The organism is Streptomyces flaveolus, from assembly GCF_000716535.1.
Classification (GTDB): Bacteria; Actinomycetota; Actinomycetes; order Streptomycetales; family Streptomycetaceae; genus Streptomyces; species Streptomyces flaveolus_A.
The window spans coordinates 112,070-129,338 of sequence record NZ_JNWV01000004.1; the positions used below are offsets into that span (position 1 = coordinate 112,070).

The window sequence follows — 17,269 nt, forward strand, 5'->3', positions numbered from 1 at the left end:
ATGGTCGCCGCCCCCTACCGGCCCGCCTTGGCCGTCGGGGATGTCACAACCCCCATCCCCCCATACCTCGTCGCAGCCTCGGTCCGACCGTTGGGAGTACGAGGAGAGGTAAGAGAGGTACGAGGAAGCGTGAGCCGGAGCGACTGCCGAAGGGGCTTTCCCCACGCTGAACGCGGCGCCGACCATGAGAACGCCGCCGAGTGCGGTCACCGCGAAGACATGCTTGGTGCGCTGTGTGCTCATACTCATGTGCCGTGCCTTTCGATACGCCGGTCGCGCAGCGGAGAGTGCCAGAAATGTGGCCGCGCCGAACGGGCCGAAGGAAAAGGAAATGGTCTCGAGTTTTCTGGAACGCCGGATTCGGTGAACGGGTGTGAATGCCACCGCGGAATTCAATTGTCGAGCGCCATCGGGAGTGTATTCATTGGTGCCGGCGACAAGGCGTTCCGAGGTCAGCGTCCGCCGAATGCCTCGTCCGTCGTCACGACCTCCTGTCCCAGCGGCATGAGCGAGAGCGGGATGAGCTTCAGGTTCGCCCAGCCGAAGGGAATCCCGATGATCGACAGGAACAGAGGAATGCTCGTGATCAGGTGAGCCAGCGCAAGCCACCAGCCCGCGAAGATCACCCAGATGACGTTGCCGACGCAAGACGGCGCTCCGGCGCCCGGCTTCTCCACAGTGGTACGGCCGAACGGCCAGAGGACGAATCCGGCGATCCGCAGCGACGCGATGCCGAACGGGATGGTGACGATGAGGACGAAGCAGATCAGGGCCGCGATCAGGTAACCGATCGCCATCCAGAGTCCGGAGAAGAGGAGCCACAGGATGTTGAGCAGCAGGTTGAACACCTTCATGATCGACACCTCTCCAGGTAGCTCCGCCGGCATGCCCGCTGTTGCCAGTATCAGCGGATCACGCGCAGGGGCGGAACCGGAGCGCCCTGCCAGGAAGCGACGTGCAGCTTCGGCCGGTCCTCGCGCGGTGTGCGCGCTAGCCGACGTCTGAAACCGGGCGCATGCCGACGTGTGTCACTCCCTGTCACTCCCGCCCCGCCCACCACCGCCGTACGCCGTAGGCCGCCACGCCCGCCACGAGCACGCCGGCGCCCACGGCAACCGAGGCCGCGGGCAGTGCGAACGCCAGTGTGGCGCAGCCCAGCAGTCCCACCGCGGGCACTACGCGCGAGCGCGGGGCCGTGCTCAGCGTCCAGGCCGAGGCGTTGGCGACGGCGTAGTAGGCCAGCACACCGAAGGACGAGAAGCCGATCGCGCCGCGCACGTCCACCGTCGCGGCCAGCACGGCGACCACCGCGCCCACGGCCAGCTCCGCCCGGTGCGGCACCCGGAAGCGCGGCTGCACGGCCGCCAGCGCGCCCGGCAGGTGCCCGTCCCGGGCCATGGCGAGCGTCGTGCGCGAAACCCCGAGGATCAGTGCGAGCAGCGAGCCCAGCGCGGCCACGGCCGCTCCCGCCCGCACCACCGGCACGAGCCCCGGCGCCCCGGCCGCCCGCACCGCGTCGGCCAGCGGTGCCGCCGCCTGCCCGAGCCGGCCCGCGCCGAGGACACCGAGCACGGCGACGGCCACGCACGCGTACACCACCAGCGTGATCCCCAGGGCCAGCGGGATCGCCCGCGGGATCGTGCGCGCGGGATCGCGCACCTCCTCCCCGAGGGTGGCGATCCGCGCGTACCCGGCGAACGCGAAGAACAGCAGCCCGGCCGCCTGCAGTACCCCGTCGGCACCCGACGACAGTCCGATGTCCAGCCGTCCCGCGTCGGCCCGCCCCGAGGCCAGGCACCCCACGACCACGGCCGCGAGAACGGCCAGGACGACGGCCACGATCCCCCGCGTCAGCCACGCGGACTTCTGGATGCCGCCGTAGTTCACGGCGGTCAGGGCCACCACCGCCGCGACCGCCACCGCGTGCGCGTGCACCGGCCACACGTACGCGCCCACGGTCAGCGCCATCGCCGCGCAGGAGGCCGTCTTGCCGACCACGAAGGACCAGCCGGCCAGGTATCCCCAGAAGGCGCCCAGCCGCTCCCTGCCGTACACGTACGTCCCGCCGGAGGCCGGGTAGCGGGCGGCGAGCCGGGCCGAGGACATGGCGTTGCAGTAGGCCACCACGGCGGCGAGGGCGAGCCCGGGCAGCAGCCCGGACCCGGCCGCGCGCGCGGCCGGTCCCAGGGCCGAGAAGACGCCGGCGCCGATCATCGAGCCGAGGCCGACGACCACGGCGTCCCGCACGCCCAGTGTCCGGCGCAGCCCGGCATCGGTACGTGTCATGCGCCGCACCCTACTGATCGCGGCAACCGGCGGGTGGACCCGAGACGTCCTCTTCATCGACACGGAACGAACACGCGCACGGCGCACCGCGGGTCCGGGAGCGAGAACGCTCAGGGGACCGACAGTGCGGACACAGCGCGGAAGGGCAGGTTCACGGAATGAGCATCATCGGTTGGATCATCCTGGGACTGCTGGCTGGAGCCATCGCCAAGGTCCTCCTGCCCGGACGCGACCCCGGCGGCTTCATCGGTACGACCCTCATCGGCATCGCGGGCGCGTTCATCGGGGGCTGGATCTCGGCCCGCTGGCTGGACCACCCGATCAGCAAGCACTTCTACGACGGCGCCACTTGGGCCGCGGCCGTCGGCGGCTCCCTGGTGCTGCTGATCGTCTACCGGATCCTGTTCGGCAACTCACGCGACTGAGCGCGCGGCACGGGCACGGGCACGGCAGCACGCGAGGCGCGGCAACACGGGCCGCGCGACAACAGGCGCGGCACGGCAATACGCGAGGGTGGGCACCGCACCGCACGGTTCCGCACTGCGGGGCGCAAGGTGCCCACCCCTCTCTCTTACCGGTAGTTCACGAACTGCAGCGCGAAGTCGAAGTCCTTGCCCTTCAGGAGGGCGATGACGGTCTGGAGGTCGTCGCGGCTCTTGGAGCTGACGCGCAGCTCGTCGCCCTGGACCTGGGCCTTCACGCCCTTGGGGCCCTCGTCACGGATGATCTTCGCAACCTTCTTGGCATTCTCCTGGGAGATGCCCTCCTGGACGGACGCGAAGATCTTGTACTCCTTGCCGGAGAGCTGCGGCTCGCCCGCTTCCAGGGCCTTCAGCGAGATGCCGCGCTTGATGAGCTTCGACTGGAAGACGTCGAGGACAGCCTTCACCCGGTCCTCGGAGTTCGCCTCCATGAGGATCTTGTCACCGGACCACGAGATCGAGGCCCCCACGCCCTTGAAGTCGTAGCGCTGCGAGATCTCCTTGGCGGCCTGGTTGAGGGCGTTGTCGACCTCCTGCCGCTCGACCTTCGAGACGATGTCGAAACTGGAGTCGGCCATGTCCTGTGGCTCCTTGTATCGGGGTGCGTATCGGGTGCGTATCGGGTGCGTATGGAGTGCGTGCCGGCGTGCGCGGCGGCGACCGCCGGGCCCGGTGGGGTACCGGTCCGCATCCGCACCAGCCTAGCCACCCCGCGCCCAGCCGGGTGGAGATCAATCGGGTGGCGAAGCACCCCCAGGCATCGGGTATTGTTTACGTCGTTGCCGGGGAACACCGCCGAAAGCGGGTTCGAAACGGCAGCATTACCCGGCGGTGTGCCCGAGCGGCCAAAGGGAGCAGACTGTAAATCTGCCGGCTCAGCCTTCCCAGGTTCGAATCCTGGCGCCGCCACACGGAGGGAAACCCCCTCTGATCAGGTCATTGACCTGATCAGAGGGGGTTTCTCGTTGTCGGACTGAGTTCGCCTCGCCGTGGACGGAGCGCGGCCGTGTCTCACCCCGTGCCGCTCGTATCCCGACGTCAGTCAGTGTGTGTCCCCCAGGTGTCCCCCGGGCGACCCTCACCTAGGAACGTTCCTAGGTGAGAAGGAGGAGAGGTTGATCACTCCGGCTCGTTCCATTCCCGAAGGGCCGCATCGATCCGGCTGTTCGCCCGCTCCCGTGTCTGGTCCAGCACCTTGGCGTACACCTTGTGCAGGACCGCGATGCTGTGCCCGGCGCGACGAGCGCACTCCATCGCGTCCACTCCGGAACTAAGCCAGAACGACACCCCGGCGTGCCGCAGGTCGTAGGGGCGGCGGGCGAGCAGAGACGCTGTCTCCGCCTCGCTCAGCACCTCTCGACGGGCTTTCGCCCATACCTCCCCGTAGCCGGTCTCTTGCAGCAGGCCGTTGCGGTTGGTCCGGAAGAGCCGGCCATCGGGTGCCGTGCCCTGGGTGGCGATGTGCTCCCGCAGCATGCGAACGAAGTGCGGGGGGATGGGCACCGGCCGGGAGTCCTTTTTGGCGCGGGCCTTGAGGTGGCGGGTCTCGTGCGCCGCCCCGTCGTCCGTCCAGCTCCGTCCAGCCCGGACGACTCCTTGCCTCAGGGTGAGCATGCCCCAGCCCGTCTCAGGAAGGTGACACTGGCTTGCTCGCAGTCCGGCGGCCTCAGCCGGGCGCATGGCCGCGTAGTACAGGCACCCGAAGAACGCTTCCAGATGCCGTCCCCGGGGGCCCTGCTCGCGCACCCCGGCCAGGAGCGCGCGCACCTGGCGAGGGTTCGCAACGCTTTCGGGGTCCACCTCCTCCACGGACTTCGGAGCGGTCCACTTCACGGTCGTGAGCGGATTGACCGGGAGGGAGAAGTACTGCTCTTCCACCGCCAGCCCGAGAACATCGCTCAGGCATGCCCGCTTGCGCTTGGCGGTACGCGGCGCCGCCGGCTTCCCGTCCATGCGCAGAGCCAGGGCATCAAGGGCGAGGCGCACGGTCGCTGGGTCCTCCAGGGCAGACACCGACAGCGAATGCTTGGCGATCCAGGCGAGGGCGCGGACGACGTCGTCCGGCGGGGTCTCGTCCCAACGGTTGCGGTTGAATGCCCAGCCGTACAGCGCACGCCGCATGAGCGCGGCTTCGGGCATGCCGGTCTTCGTCTTCACGAGCGCCGGCGTGATGGTGGCCAGCGCATCGGCGTAGTTCTTCCGCGACTTCGCTGGGGCCAGCGCCCACTTGCGGTCCACGTAGGCGCGGCAGTGCTCGTACCAGGTGATGGAGCCCTGTTTGGCGCGCAACTCGGAGACGGGCAGTCCCGTCTCCTCGTCGAACTGGTCGCCGCGTCGAATGGCGGACATGAGTTCTGAGCGGCGTCCCTCTGCTTGAACCTTGAGGGCGTAGCTCTTGGAGTGCTTGTTCGCCCCGACCAGCCAGCGGAGACGGTAACGCTTCGGGCGGTCCTTGCGGACCTCGATGGAGTAGAGGCGAACGTCGTAGGTCAGTGACATGCAAACTCCAAAGGGGCCCACTGAATGCGGGCCCCTCATGTCTCGTGTGCGGGGGAGGTCAGGCTGCGGTCTCGTGCTCCACCCACCAGGCGTCCAGGTCGCTGCGGCGGCAACGGATTTGTCCGTTGGGCAGCTTGATGAGCTTGGGGGCCTTGCCACGGGCGCGCATGCGGTAGAAGGCGGCGCGGCTCATCTTGATCTCGGTCAGCACTTCGGCGAGCTTCAGCGTCTCGGGGCGGGCCATCGTTGTGACTCCTCGCTTGGCTTGGCCTTGGGCGGGGTGTGTGTCCGAGGTGGGGATTTCTGCGTCACCCGCGTCATCTGCGTCATTCGGGCTTCTGACCTGCGGTTTTTGGGTGACGCAGGGCGTTGCGTGTGCGTCATTGGTGACGCAGGCTGTCCGTCATCGGTGACGCAGGTGACGCGGGGTGACGCAGAGACGGGCCGTCTGCGTCACCCCTGTCTGTGCAGGTCACCCGCAGTTTTCGGTGTCTGGGTGACGCAGGTGACGCAGCGTTCCCCACTTAGGAAAAAGGGGAGGGGTGTCTGTGGTGGGTGTTGCGCGGCTCAGGGCGTGAAGAAGGAGCGCTTCGCGCACGTCAATCGCAGGGCGGCGTTGCCGCCGAACAGCAAGAAGAGCACGCCTCGGCGGGGCGCGCGGGTGCTCTTCTTGCTCGTACGGGGGCGGTCGCCGGTCAGAATGCCCGTCCCTGCTCGTGCGGCAGGGTGGCCGGCGTCCGGGTCATTTCAAGGTAGCGGCCGTCTTTGGTGCGGCCGGAGTCGATGAGGACGCCGCGGGCGGCGAGGGTGGGCTGGAGGCGCTTGAGGCGGTCGGAGAGGACCTTTCCGGTGGTGGGCCAACCCTTGGGCAGGGGGCGGAAGTCCTCGCCGGTGTAGAGGCGGGTGAGGCAGTGCAGCCACTCGGTGGAGGTCATCCGCTGCGCTGCGCCCGGCTCGATGTCCTCGGCGTGCTTGAGTACGGTCTGCGCCAGCAGGTCGCCTTCGATCACGTCGTCGTTGAGGTCGTCCAGGCTGGCCCGGTAGGCGGTGAGCGCTCCGAGGCCGGTCGCGGCGTCGAGCTGCGCGCACAGGTGGGCGAAGTCGGCCATGCGCAGGTCGGTGGGGATCTCCGCCTCCATCGCTCGGACCTTGACCGTGACGTCGAGCAGGGACCCGAGGATGACGGGCAGTACCTCCGCGTACTCCGCCCAGAGCTCCGCCTCGGTGCGTCGGACCTTGGGACGCTCCAGGCGCAGGGGCAGGAGCCGTTCTGCGAGGTCGGGGCGGATGACCCCGACGTCGATACCGGTCAGGAGCAGGGGGCGGCGGTAGCGGGCGCGGAAGACATCGCCGTCGGTGAACAGGGCCCGCTTGACGTTCTCGGCGCCGGTGACGATGCAGCACATGGCGTCCGACAGCTCCGGGGTCATGTGGGAGAGGTTGTCCAGCGCCGTGACCCATCCGGCCGCCACCGCGGTGATCAGGTTCTCCTCGTCCCGGGGGGCGCGGCGAAGGTCGCCGCTCATGCCCTCGATGACCCGCACGAGCATCCGCCCGCCGGTGGACTTGCCGGCGCCCTGCGGGCCGGTGAGGAACGGGGCAGGGACGGGTACGGACGGCCCGAGGCAGCCGATCAGCCAGGCGATGGCCAGGCATTCGGTCTGCGCGTTGGCGAAGTTGCACAGCCTCAGCAGCAGGTCGATGCCCTTGCCGTCAGTGTCCTTGGCCGGCAGGGGGAGTTCGCCGGTGAGCTGGGTGCGCCGCCAGCAGACCTCGCGCGGGTCCGGGATGGCGATGTCCCAGCCGGTTGGGTGGATGCGGACGGACTGTCCGTCGCTGCGGCCCAGGTCCAGCCAGGTCGCGCCGTCGAATCCGGGCGCGACGCGGATGTGGACGGGCTGCACGTCCTCCGTCATTGCGAGGGCTTCGATCAAGTCCAGTGCCTCCTTGAGTGCGGTTCCGTTGAACACGCCGATCCCGTCCTTGAACAGGCCGACCATGAGTTCCTGCCGGTGGCTGCCCGAAGTGCCCTGGGAGCGGATCGGGCGGGCCACGGGGTGCCCGTTCCGCTGCGCGTAGACGGTGCCGTCGGCGGTGCGGAAGTACCGGAAGTGCGCCTGGGCATAGTCCGCGATGACCTCGCGGGCCGGAGTCTTCTCCTCGTCGGACACGGCTACATCACCAGCCGGGTGCGGGCGTTGGCCCAAGCGTCGATGCAGTGCCGCGGGGACTCGCCCTTGGCCTGCGCTGCGGCGAACAGCCGTGCGACGTGGGCGTCGGTGAGGCAGCCGCACCGGCCATGCGTCGACAGCACCGCGAGGAACGTGCGGTAGACGGTGGCGTGCACCTGGCTGCTCGCCTCACCGATGCGCTGCTCGGCCATGTAGATGCCGCGCTCCAGGTAGGTGGGTGTCCGGTGCGGGCACTGCGCCCCGCCGGCCGGTACAGGCGCTGAGAGGGCGTGTGGCGCGGGCCGGACCGGGGAGGGCGCCTTGACGACCAGGGCGCGGACGGCGTCCGGGAGGTCGGCCATGTGGCCGGTGCCGGGGCCGAGGTAGCGGGCGTAGGCCATGGACGACTTGATGTCGATGCCGGGCCGGACCGCGTTGCGGGAGGCCATGGCGCCCCGGTAGATCCAGTGCTCCCCGCGCGTGGTCGGCACGGTCCGGGTGGCGGGCAGCGTCTTGCGGGCCCAGGCGACGGCCGCCGCGTCGTCCAGGTCGACCACGGTCAGCCCGGCGCCGCCGGGGTGGTAGCCGATGCAGACAGCCTCACGCCATGGCGACGCCCACGCGGGCGAGGTGATCACCTGCGGGTCGGTCGTGGCGGCAGCCCACGCGTGGCAGGGCGCCGGGCACTGGCAGGGACCGGAAGTCTTCATGTTCGGACGTCCGCCGCAGACGTTGTTGGCGCACGCACGGCAGTTCCCGAACGGCACTTTCCCCTTGCGCAGGGGCAGCACCGGCACGCCGGCCGCCGTGAGGTCCAGGGCGGCGCCCAAAAGGTCACGGGTGGGGCGCGACCAATTGCCGGACACTCGCCGGATGTCGGTCAGTTGGGTCATGCTGGGAGACCTCCACTGTTCAGTTGGATGGGTGGAAGCAAGGGCGGCCCCGGACTTTGGCGAGACGGGGGCCGCCCTTGGCGTTGCTACTGCTGGTTGGTGGTCTTGGCCCACACGCCACGGGTCGTGGTGTGCAGGTTGCGCTGGTCCTGGTAGACGGGGCCCTCGTAGTGGTGGTGGACGTTCGGGGCCGGCTTGGCACGCTTGACCAGCCGGGCCAGGGCCAGCAGGAGCGCGGTCGGGGCGCCGAAGACGAGGCCGCACACGACCGGGTCGGCGAACTGCGAGACGTACATCAGCACAGCCGCCGTGCCACCCACCATGACGCTGGTGGCACCGCCGGCGAGCATCATGACGCTGGCGTCCGTGGCCCCCTGGCTCATCGGGGGCCGGCCGGGCTGCGCGACGGGCGGGGTGTGGCCGAAGGCGGGCACGGGGGTGTCGTCGCGGTAGGCGGTGGGCCCGTAGGCGTCGGCGATGATCCGGCGGGCCTCGGCGGCTGCCTCGGCGTCGCTCATGGCGTGCGGCTGGGCCGGGGCGGAGCTGGTCTCGGGGTACATGCGGAATCCCTTCCGGTGCTCGCTCGGGGAGGCAGACGCACCCCCTGTAGGGGTGGCTGTGGAGGGGGTTTCAGGGGTGCTGACCTGGGCGCCTCCCCGCCTCCCCGAAAAGATGTTTTCGCTGATCAGCGCGTGGGATGAGGGTCGGGGAGGCGGTTGGGGAGTTCTCCCCGCCTCCCCGGACAGTCGCGGGGTGGCTCCCCGTTGTCAGGCGGCGGAAGCGGAACCCTCGTCGTCGCGGTCGGCGAGGGCGCGGGTGACGTCGTCGCGGCGGACGACCATGCGGCCGTGCGACTTGTACGGCTCCACCCCGGCGGCCTCCAGCACGCGCTTCAGATCGGTGAACGTCCAGCCGCCGTAGGCGTCCGCGTTGAGCACGGACAGCCGCTTGACGATGTCCTGCGTGAACACCCGTTCGGCGTCACCGATGACGGAGGCGATGTCCGCGAGCGGGTCCCGCTCGGCGTCGTCACGCTCGATGGTGTGCAGGGTGGTGACGCCGTCGCGCAGGGCCTTGGCCCGCTCGGCGATGGCGTGGGCGTCGTCGTCGCCGATGTAGTGGGTGCGCACGGTGATGGACGCCTGCCCGGCCGGGATCTCGATGCCGTCGGAGGCGACCACGAGGGTTCCCTTGTCCAGGCCCTGGCGCAGCAGGTGCGGGGCGGCGCCGCCGTCCACGGCCTTGTCACCCAGCGCCATCCGGGCCTGGGACTCGGTGCCCAGAGCGAGGGACGCGCGGGTGTGGGCGCCCTCGCGGACCAGCTTGGGCAGGTTTTGGTCGGTGGGGTCCTGGGTGCCCTCCCACATCAGCACGTCCACGGCCCGGCCCTGGTTGTGGACCTTACGGACGGCCATGAAGTACCGGGACGTGGCCTTGCTGCCGCCGTAGGGCCGGCCGTCCTCGTCCTTGACCGGGCACATGAACGCCACCTGGGCTTCGTCCACGATGCCCAGCAGCGGCGGGAACACCGCGTTCGGATCGGTCCGGCGGGCCTCGATGCGACGGTTCATCTCCTCCACCAGGCCCTCCACCATCTCGGTGGCCTGGATGACCTGCTCATCCGCCGGGCCCTGGATGAGCACCGTGGCGAGTCCGTCGAACATGGCCCAGTCGCCCACGCCCTTGAGGTCGGCGATCCGAAACTCCACCGTGCGGTCCAGAGCCGCCCACAGGGCGAGGGAGCGCAGGGAGGCGGTCTTGCCCTGGTTGGACAGGCCGGTGATGAGCAGGTGCCGCTGGTACAGGCTCAAGCTCGCGGCGTCCCCGCGCAGGTCCTGTCCCCACGGGGCGCGGCCCTTCTTGTAGTCGGCGGTCAGGGTCTCGTCGGTGACCAGCGGAGACGGGCCGATCGGCTCGTCCAGCGCGCCGGAGTCCGCGACCCACAGCCGCACGGTGCGGGCGGCTTGCGGGATGGTGATGAACACTTCGTGCTCGTGGCGGGACAGGTTCTCCGCGAGCTTGCGCCGCTTGCCCTGCACCTCGTTGGTGGACACCCCGGATGGCAGGGTCACGTCGACTTCCACACCGCATCCGGCGATCACGATCGGCGACAGCATCGACGCGCCGGCGTCGCCCATCTCCGTGATGGCCTTGCGCAGGGCCGGGATACCCAGGTCACGCAGCGCCTTGACCACGATCGACGGAGTGATGGGCTCACCCTCACCGCTGCGCGCGCTGGCGGGCAGGGCCCACTGCGGTGCGGCCTTCTGGTGGGCGCCGACCGACCACAGGGCGAGCAGGGCCAGGAACGGGCCGATCGTCAGGGCCGGCCCCCACACCACCCGCACGATCGTGATCATCAGGTTGATGAACTTGACCACGGCCATCAGTGGCGTGACGACGTCGGCGGGGTCCTTCGTGGCCACCGCCATCGCGATCCCGAGCAGGACCAGGCCGCCGATGCCCATGCCGGCGCTCACGGCGGCGCCCTTGGCCGCGTCCAGCGGGGAGTGCAGCAGGTCCATGCGGCGGCGGTGACGTGCCTCGCGGAAGCGCTGCCCGCGTTCCTCCCACTCGGCAGCCGCCTCCATGTTCCCCGCGGCTTCCGCCGCACGGAGCATCCGCTCGTAGCGGGCGGCGGTCCGGCCGTCCCACGCGCGGCGGACCACGATCCGGGCACCGCCGGCCACGTACAGGGAGTGCCGGGCCACCGCGCGGGCGGCCGTTCGGGTCTGCTCATGGGTGACGGCTGTCCGGACGGCCCGCCCGGAGCGCACCCACAGCGGCAGGACCGGCGCAGCCGGCGCGGTGGGGGTGTCGGTGACGATGGTGACGGTCGACCCCTCACCGGCGGCGGGGGAGTCGGGGTCGGGGTCCTTGTAGAGGTGGACGACGTTGCCGTTCATGCGGTGCTCTCCTGACTGCCCCGATCGGGGGGCGGAAGTTGAGGAACGCTCGGGGTGGCCGGGGTCGTGGCGCGGTGCGGCCACCCCGAGCGGTGAAGGTCGATCAGGCGCCGGCGCGGAGGGTGCGCGCGGTCACCACCAGCCGGACGACTTCTTGGCGGCCTTGGCGGTGGCGGCCTCGGTGACGATGCGCTGCCGCTCGGCCTTCAGCGCGGCGATCTCCGTGAGCAGCCGGGTCTCGGCGCTGTGCCAGGCGGTGTCCATCCGCTGGTCCGCACGGGCGGTGCCGTTGCCCCGGTGCAGGCTGCGCGCACCGGAGACGGCCGCGCCCAGCACGGCGCGGCGCTCGCGACCGTCCAGCGGCCACAGCTCCCGGTTCTGCACCGCTGCGAGCTTGCGTTCGTTGCGCTGGATTTCCTTGTCCAGGCGGCGGGTGTCGGGCTTGCCCATGTCAGGCACTCCTCGGCGAGGTCGAAGGGGAAGCGCAGGGCACGCAGGTGCCGAGCGAGGTGGGGATGACGTAGCCGGCGTCCTGTCGGCAGTTCGGGCAGGTGCGGCGGGCACGGTTGGCCTTGGCCAGCGCCGCCCACCGCGCCGGCGTCATCGGGCGGACCGGATTGGCGAGGTCGACGCGGTACAGGTAGGCGATGAGCGGGCCCCGGCGGCGGCGCGGCCGTTCGAGCTGCGCCGCCACCTCCTGACCACCCGGCCGCAGCCCGCGTGCGCGGAGCTGACGGCGGGTGGCGTAGCCGTCCGGTGCGAGCCGCCACCGGTAGACGGGCAGGGCACCCATCACGCGGCGCGCTCGGCGAGCAGGGCGTCACGCAGCTTGCGGGCGTTGGCCGGCGAGGTCCGCAGTTCCCGGCGGATGCCCTCGGCGGTGATCTGCCCGGCGTCCAGTCCGGCCGTCGCCTTCCGCGCCTGAACCAACAGCTCCTCAGGTGTCCTGCGGGTACGGGGCGACTTCGCAGCAGCCGGAACCCGGCCGGTCACCCGACGCGGGCGGGGCGATTCCGCCGGAGTGGTGCGGGCGGGGGGCGCCTCGATCGGCACCGGCCGGACGACCGGAACGACCGCCGGGATCGGCTTGCTCGGTGTGGCCTGCTTGCCTAGATCGACCGGCACAGGATCGGGCACCACAAGCCGGGTCAGGGTGACCGTGGCCGGGGTCGATTCCGGCTGGTCAGCCATAGACCGTTCTCGGCCGTTCCCAGTCGATTCCTCCGCATTCGCGGCGGCAGTCGGTGTCGTGTTCCAGGCGGGCAGCTCCCACCCGGTGGCGACACTGGCGAGGGCCTGCCCGGTGCCGTTACCCTGCCGGGCCCCTTCCAGCTCCGACCACGCGCCGGCGAGGTGGCCGGCGGTCTTTGCCTGGACGCGGGCGACGCGGGCACCGGCCGTGGTCACGGCCGTGAGTCGGGTCTCCTCGGTCACCGCGCCGGCCCGCAGGCGAGCACGGGCCACGGCCGCTTCGTCCCGCGCTTCCTGCTGGATCGACTGAATCTGATCGAGCGCGGTCGGGGTGAGCGCGGTCCGCTCCCACAGTCCGTGGACCAGCCACAGAGCCTTCGCGGCGATCGGCAACCACGCCACGGCCAACCACGCGCCCACCGCATGGTCGGCGGTCAGAGCATGGGTGACCAGGACACCGGTCGCGATCGCCCCGAAGAACCAGCCAACCGCCGTCACGGTCCGGCTGTGGTCGCCCTGCGCAGCAAGGCGCCGCTCGTAGGCGAGGGTGGCCAGCCATCCGCCGTCGATACCGAGACCGACCACCAGGGCCACCGGCCACGGCATCGCGACACCGAGCCACATCATGACCACGGCCAGCGTGAGAACCATCGAGACGGCCGTCATCGCGACGGCCGGAAGTACGGTCTTGGCCTTCACGCCGCGCCCCCGATCGCCAGCAGGACCGCGAGCACGAGCAGGGCGCCGCCCGCCAGGGTGAGGTCGACGGCGCGGCGCAGGCAGGTGAACTTGGCGACCGCCAGGCGGGACAGGCCGGCGATGTCGGTGGCCAGGTCCCGCGAGACGGTGTCGGCGATCTCCTGCGCGGTGAGCGTGGCCCATAGCGGGAAGCCGTGCCGGCCGCTCAGGTTCGGGCGGACCGAGCGCAGCAGCAGACCGGCCGCCGCGAGCAGCACCGCCATACCGACGCCGCCGGCGATGCGGGCGGGCCAGGCCAGCGTGAGGTCGTGACCGACGGTCCAGGCCCCGGCGAGGACCGCGCCGACGAACGCCAGCAGAAGGCTGGTCTTGCCGTCCGTTCGCGCGATCTCCGCCTTCACCTCGGCGTGAGCGGCCACCAGGTCCCGGCCGGTGGTGGGGCGGTTCATGCGGCACCCCCGGGCAGGCTCGCCGTGGCCGCGCGGTTCGCCAGCGCGGCCCGCTCAGTCAGCACCCGGCGGCGGGCCCGGCGGATGCGGCGTTCGTCCAGCTCGCTCGGCGTGCGGTCCAGGGTGATGATCTGCGCGTCCAGCAGGTCGACGTCCTCCTTCGGGAACACGGGCTCCCGTTTCAGGCGTATGGAGACGTGACCTTTCGGTCTAAGCCCTCCGGGAGTGCCAAGGGCCCCGGGTCCCTCGCCCCCGCCGAGACGGGGCCTCATGACCCCTATCGGGGCCCTTTGTGGCGCTTCTTGCAGGTCAAAGCGTCCGTGAGCTGTGTCCCACCCAAGACAGACTGTGACAGCCCGTCAGGAGTAAGGAGCGACTCATTAGCGTTGGTGGTGTTGTACCAACAACTCAGAGTCTTCCCAGGGTTGTTGGGAACGTCAAGGCGAAGGGCGTATGTTGTTGGCACAAGTCAGCCAAATGATGGGAGGAACCGTGAGGGAGCAACGCCCGAGGTACCACCGGATCGCTGATGACCTGCGAGGACAGATCGAGCGGGGCGAACTCGAACCAGGTGCCCAACTCCCCACCGAGTTCGAGTTGGTGGATCGATATGACGCGAGTCGGAACACTGTCCGATTGGCACTACGGCGCTTGACCGAGGAAGGCCTCATCATCGCTGGTCAGGGGCGCGGAAGCTTCGTGCGTCGTAGCCTCAAGCCGGCCGTATGGGACTGGTCTGTCCTGGAGTCCCGCTCCAGGCATCAGTCCGACCAGCAGGGCGACCAGTGGGCCAGCATTGTGGCCGAAAGTGGCCGTCAACCTCGGCAGGAGGTCCGAGTATCGATCCGGCGCCCGCCCGCGGACGTGGCGGCACGCTTGCAGCTGGACCCTGAAACTGCACTCACCGTTGTACGAGAGCGCATTCGCATAGTGGACCAAGACCCCTATGCCCTCGCTGACTCGTACTTCCCCGAGGAACTAGTTCGGGGCACACCCCTGATGCTTCCTGAGGATGTGTCAGCTCCCGGTGGCGTCTTGGCGAGTGTCGGTCTCGTGCAGGCACGCTATCGGGATGAGATCACCGTGCGAATGCCTACCCGCGCAGAGATCGAGAAGCTGTCCCTGCCCTCTGCAACGCCTGTAGCCGTCCACATGCGCACCGGCTACGACAAGAACGACCGTCCACTACGGGTGATGATCACGATTCTCCCGGGGGACCGCCATGTCATCGCATACGACGTTGCAGCCGAATGACGTCGCCCAGGAGGCCTCCGGCGTGACAGTGCTGAAGAGAATCGATCCGACATTTCCGAACGATCGGCACCCTGAGAAGGTCTGGTACACGTCCTACGGTTCCAACATGCACCTGGATCGTCTGGCTGCGTACATCAAGGGAGGACGGCCACCGGGGGCAAACAGGGAGTACCCCGGGTGCCGGAATCCGACAATGCCGTCCCGGTCTGTCCCTGTGGAACTGACGGGCGCGATGTACTTCGCTACGGAGTCCCCTGTTTGGGGTGGTGGACGAGCCTTCTACGACCCGGGAGCGCGAGGTCGCGTGCTGGCCAGAGCCCATCTTGTGTCGGTTGGTCAGTTCTCAGACATCGCAGCGCAGGAGATGTACCGGGAGCCTGGAGCAGAAATCGATCTATCCACCGTTCTCACAGAGGGGCGTGCAGTCTTGGGAGACGGACGGTACGAAACACTCGTGTGCGCCGGCCAATTGGATGGGCTCCCCGTTCTCACTTTCACCGCCCCTTGGGGGGTCAACGACGTGCGATGGGTGGCCCCGTCGGCTGCGTACATCCGCTTCCTGGCCCACGGGCTTCTGACGGCTGGCGCTTGGGATGCCGATGCGGTCGCCTCTTACGTCGCTGCTTGCCCTGGTGCATCGGACCGCTGGTCGGAAGACGCCATCGCGGCCTTGCTGCGTGAAGGGTCCGGAGGTGCCACCCGCTGAACGCCCGCCGAAGCTAGTTGCTGCGGCGGGCGGTGGCTGTATCTGGCCTTCATGGCTACCCGGCTACGAATCACGTGCCTTCGGAAGAGGGCGCCGCAGCCGGCCAACTGGTACCGCTACCGGTCTCCTTCACCCACTCTTCATAGCGCCAGCGCAGAGCATCGGGGTGCGGGGGGCGAGCGAGGCCACGGAGATGCGGAGTCGTGATGCCCATTTGCTCAAGCGTTGGGCCACCCGGTCGGGTGACTACATCGAGCGTCTCCGGATCAAAGGCAAATAGGTAGGCATCGAAGGCACGGTGGAGCGCGGCGTTGAGAGGGATGCCGTTACGAGGATCATTCGTGCCGTCCTCCGCAACAGGACACAAATGAGCTGCCTCCAGCATCTCTGGGACGCTGACGCCGGAGAGCGGGCAGCGAGGAGCGTAACGCTGGAAGACGCGCAGCTTGAAGCGTGACTGCCCGGGCCTAACGCGGACGTTTCGCCGCTCTTGTCGGCTTCCGTTACCTGTCAGACCAAATGGTTCCTCGTCTGAGTGATCCTCGCGGAGGATCTGCGAGGGCGGTTCCTCCTCGTACGACAGCAGGAAGGTGCTGCTCTGGTCGTCCCACCCCTCAACCCATGCGAACCGAACGATGCGCCATTTTGAGCGAGGCGTGGGCTTCGCCAGCACAAAGATAGGGAGCCTCAGGTTCGCAGCCGCCTTCATGGCGTCGATCTCCGCCGTATCACGGCCTGTACCCCTCTCGGTTTTTGGGTACCGGTAGAGCGCGCCGTCTTCAGTGAGGTCGTCCGGGTAGTGAGCTCCGGTGTGCAGGACACCGACCGCCACGCCACCCGCGTGAATGGCGCCAGTTCTCGCCACGTCCACCCAGATGCCCTGGCCACCTCCGTACGCGCCGAACTCTCGGAGCGCCCTGGGAGCAACTCTATTCAGATCCGTGTTTGTGGCCCGGAGGTGCGCCCAAACAGCGTGACGCCAAGCTCGCTCCCCCTCGATCGTTTCGGGAGTGGCGTCAATGATGGAAAAGTCCAGCTTGTCAAGGATTCTGTTGCTATGCGCCTTACCGCCGCTGATTCGAGGCTCAGGAAGGCTGCCGTGCTGATGGCGGTAGGCCACGTTGGCGATCGCCTTAGCGTCATACAGCCGGCCCTGGTGTTGAACGTAGAACTGACGCGGCTGATCAAAGCCGTTATCAGATAGGAAGGCCTCGCGGCCTACTCTGTCGCACTCCTTCATCGCCTGGAGTACGGCGTCACGATTGATTCCACCCCTAACCATGACGCCAGCGTAGGGGGCACCACTGACACGAGGCCTACGATTTGCGACCGAGAGCCCCCCACCCGCACGCCAACTGCGGCATCCATCGGCAGGGCTCCGCAGCTCTGCCAAGACACGCCGTGCCAGGCGCGCCGTCCAGCTGCCAGGCTGTCAGCCGGCGGTGGGTCGGTGACTGGGTTGCAACCTCCTCACGGGGTCAAGAGCCCGCACCGTGTCTCCGCCCCGGCTGGTCGCGCCCGGCGGCTGCGGGCATGAAGTGGAAGACACCCTCTGTGGCTGGGGCGGTCGGCTCCGCGGCTTTATGCAGCCACTTTTGGGGAGCCTGGAAGATCACGGCCCCAACGTCGTGAGTTACGGGCAGGTTCACAGACTGCCCGACTCACCATCAGCTTACGGGGCCATGATCACTCCCCCCCCCAAGCAGCTCCAGCCCAAAGCCGCTCTGCCGACC

16 protein-coding genes, 1 tRNA gene and 1 pseudogene are annotated in these 17,269 nt (G+C 69.2%); 3 read left to right on the plus strand and 15 right to left on the minus strand.

The window, feature by feature from the left end; genetic code table 11:
* Positions 1-452: 452 nt before the first annotated feature.
* Positions 453-854, minus strand: coding sequence for a YccF domain-containing protein (locus OO52_RS04215; RefSeq protein ID WP_030641095.1), 402 nt, complete (start codon positions 852-854; stop codon positions 453-455).
* Between the two features lie 184 nt (positions 855-1,038).
* On the minus strand, positions 1,039-2,286 hold the full coding sequence (locus tag OO52_RS04220; protein WP_030641097.1) for an APC family permease: 1,248 nt from the start codon (positions 2,284-2,286) through the stop codon (positions 1,039-1,041).
* A 158-nt stretch (positions 2,287-2,444) separates the two neighbouring features.
* Between OO52_RS04220 and OO52_RS04225 the strand changes: the two genes are divergently transcribed.
* Positions 2,445-2,711, plus strand: coding sequence for a GlsB/YeaQ/YmgE family stress response membrane protein (locus OO52_RS04225; protein ID WP_014674331.1), 267 nt, complete (start codon positions 2,445-2,447; stop codon positions 2,709-2,711).
* A 146-nt stretch (positions 2,712-2,857) separates the two neighbouring features.
* Here OO52_RS04225 and OO52_RS04230 read toward each other — a convergent pair whose 3' ends face one another.
* Positions 2,858-3,346 (minus strand): YajQ family cyclic di-GMP-binding protein, encoded by a 489-nt coding sequence (locus OO52_RS04230; RefSeq protein ID WP_030641099.1) that lies wholly within the window; start codon positions 3,344-3,346, stop codon positions 2,858-2,860.
* A 249-nt stretch (positions 3,347-3,595) separates the two neighbouring features.
* Here OO52_RS04230 and OO52_RS04235 point away from each other — a divergent pair.
* A tRNA-Tyr gene (locus tag OO52_RS04235) sits at positions 3,596-3,677 on the plus strand.
* Between the two features lie 210 nt (positions 3,678-3,887).
* On the opposite strand, the gene OO52_RS04240 is transcribed toward OO52_RS04235, so the two are convergent.
* The 11 genes and pseudogenes from OO52_RS04240 to OO52_RS04290 form a co-directional block, all read right to left on the minus strand.
* Positions 3,888-5,267: a tyrosine-type recombinase/integrase gene (locus tag OO52_RS04240; RefSeq protein ID WP_030641101.1), complete on the minus strand. Its 1,380-nt coding sequence runs from the start codon at positions 5,265-5,267 to the stop codon at positions 3,888-3,890.
* A 58-nt stretch (positions 5,268-5,325) separates the two neighbouring features.
* Complete coding sequence (locus OO52_RS04245; RefSeq protein ID WP_030641103.1) at positions 5,326-5,511, minus strand: helix-turn-helix transcriptional regulator; 186 nt, start codon at positions 5,509-5,511, stop codon at positions 5,326-5,328.
* A gap of 451 nt (positions 5,512-5,962) precedes the next feature.
* A complete protein-coding gene (locus OO52_RS04250) occupies positions 5,963-7,438 on the minus strand; it encodes a hypothetical protein (RefSeq protein WP_030641105.1) in 1,476 nt (491 codons plus the stop codon).
* Between the two features lie 2 nt (positions 7,439-7,440).
* Positions 7,441-8,331, minus strand: a complete 891-nt coding sequence (locus tag OO52_RS04255) for a bifunctional DNA primase/polymerase (protein WP_030641107.1) — start codon at positions 8,329-8,331, stop codon at positions 7,441-7,443.
* Positions 8,332-8,417: 86 nt separating this feature from the next.
* The gene (locus OO52_RS04260; RefSeq protein WP_030641109.1) at positions 8,418-8,891 is read right to left on the minus strand and encodes a hypothetical protein; all 474 of its coding nucleotides are present in this window, start codon (positions 8,889-8,891) and stop codon (positions 8,418-8,420) included.
* Positions 8,892-9,098: 207 nt separating this feature from the next.
* The gene (locus OO52_RS04265) at positions 9,099-11,237 is read right to left on the minus strand and encodes an FtsK/SpoIIIE domain-containing protein (protein ID WP_030641116.1); all 2,139 of its coding nucleotides are present in this window, start codon (positions 11,235-11,237) and stop codon (positions 9,099-9,101) included.
* Positions 11,238-11,369: 132 nt separating this feature from the next.
* Positions 11,370-11,687: a hypothetical protein gene (locus OO52_RS04270; RefSeq protein WP_030641117.1), complete on the minus strand. Its 318-nt coding sequence runs from the start codon at positions 11,685-11,687 to the stop codon at positions 11,370-11,372.
* A 1-nt stretch (position 11,688) separates the two neighbouring features.
* Positions 11,689-12,030: an RRQRL motif-containing zinc-binding protein gene (locus OO52_RS04275; protein WP_030641118.1), complete on the minus strand. Its 342-nt coding sequence runs from the start codon at positions 12,028-12,030 to the stop codon at positions 11,689-11,691.
* Between the two features lie 458 nt (positions 12,031-12,488).
* A pseudogene (locus OO52_RS54510) lies at positions 12,489-13,127 on the minus strand (hypothetical protein); the annotation flags it as partial.
* Positions 13,124-13,576, minus strand: a complete 453-nt coding sequence (locus tag OO52_RS04285) for a Pycsar system effector family protein (RefSeq protein ID WP_030641119.1) — start codon at positions 13,574-13,576, stop codon at positions 13,124-13,126. The pseudogene OO52_RS54510 and the gene OO52_RS04285, both read right to left, overlap by 4 nt.
* Positions 13,573-13,767 carry a DUF6284 family protein gene (locus OO52_RS04290; protein WP_037670652.1) on the minus strand — a complete coding sequence of 65 codons (195 nt, stop codon included), beginning with the start codon at positions 13,765-13,767 and terminating at the stop codon, positions 13,573-13,575. Before OO52_RS04290 ends, OO52_RS04285 begins: the two co-directional genes overlap by 4 nt.
* Before the next feature lie 289 nt (positions 13,768-14,056).
* Between OO52_RS04290 and OO52_RS04295 the strand changes: the two genes are divergently transcribed.
* On the plus strand, positions 14,057-14,830 hold the full coding sequence (locus OO52_RS04295; protein ID WP_030641120.1) for a GntR family transcriptional regulator: 774 nt from the start codon (positions 14,057-14,059) through the stop codon (positions 14,828-14,830).
* A 776-nt stretch (positions 14,831-15,606) separates the two neighbouring features.
* Here the strand turns inward: OO52_RS04295 and OO52_RS04300 are convergent.
* The gene (locus tag OO52_RS04300) at positions 15,607-16,776 is read right to left on the minus strand and encodes an HNH endonuclease (RefSeq protein ID WP_234339475.1); all 1,170 of its coding nucleotides are present in this window, start codon (positions 16,774-16,776) and stop codon (positions 15,607-15,609) included.
* Between the last annotated feature and the right edge of the window lie 493 nt (positions 16,777-17,269).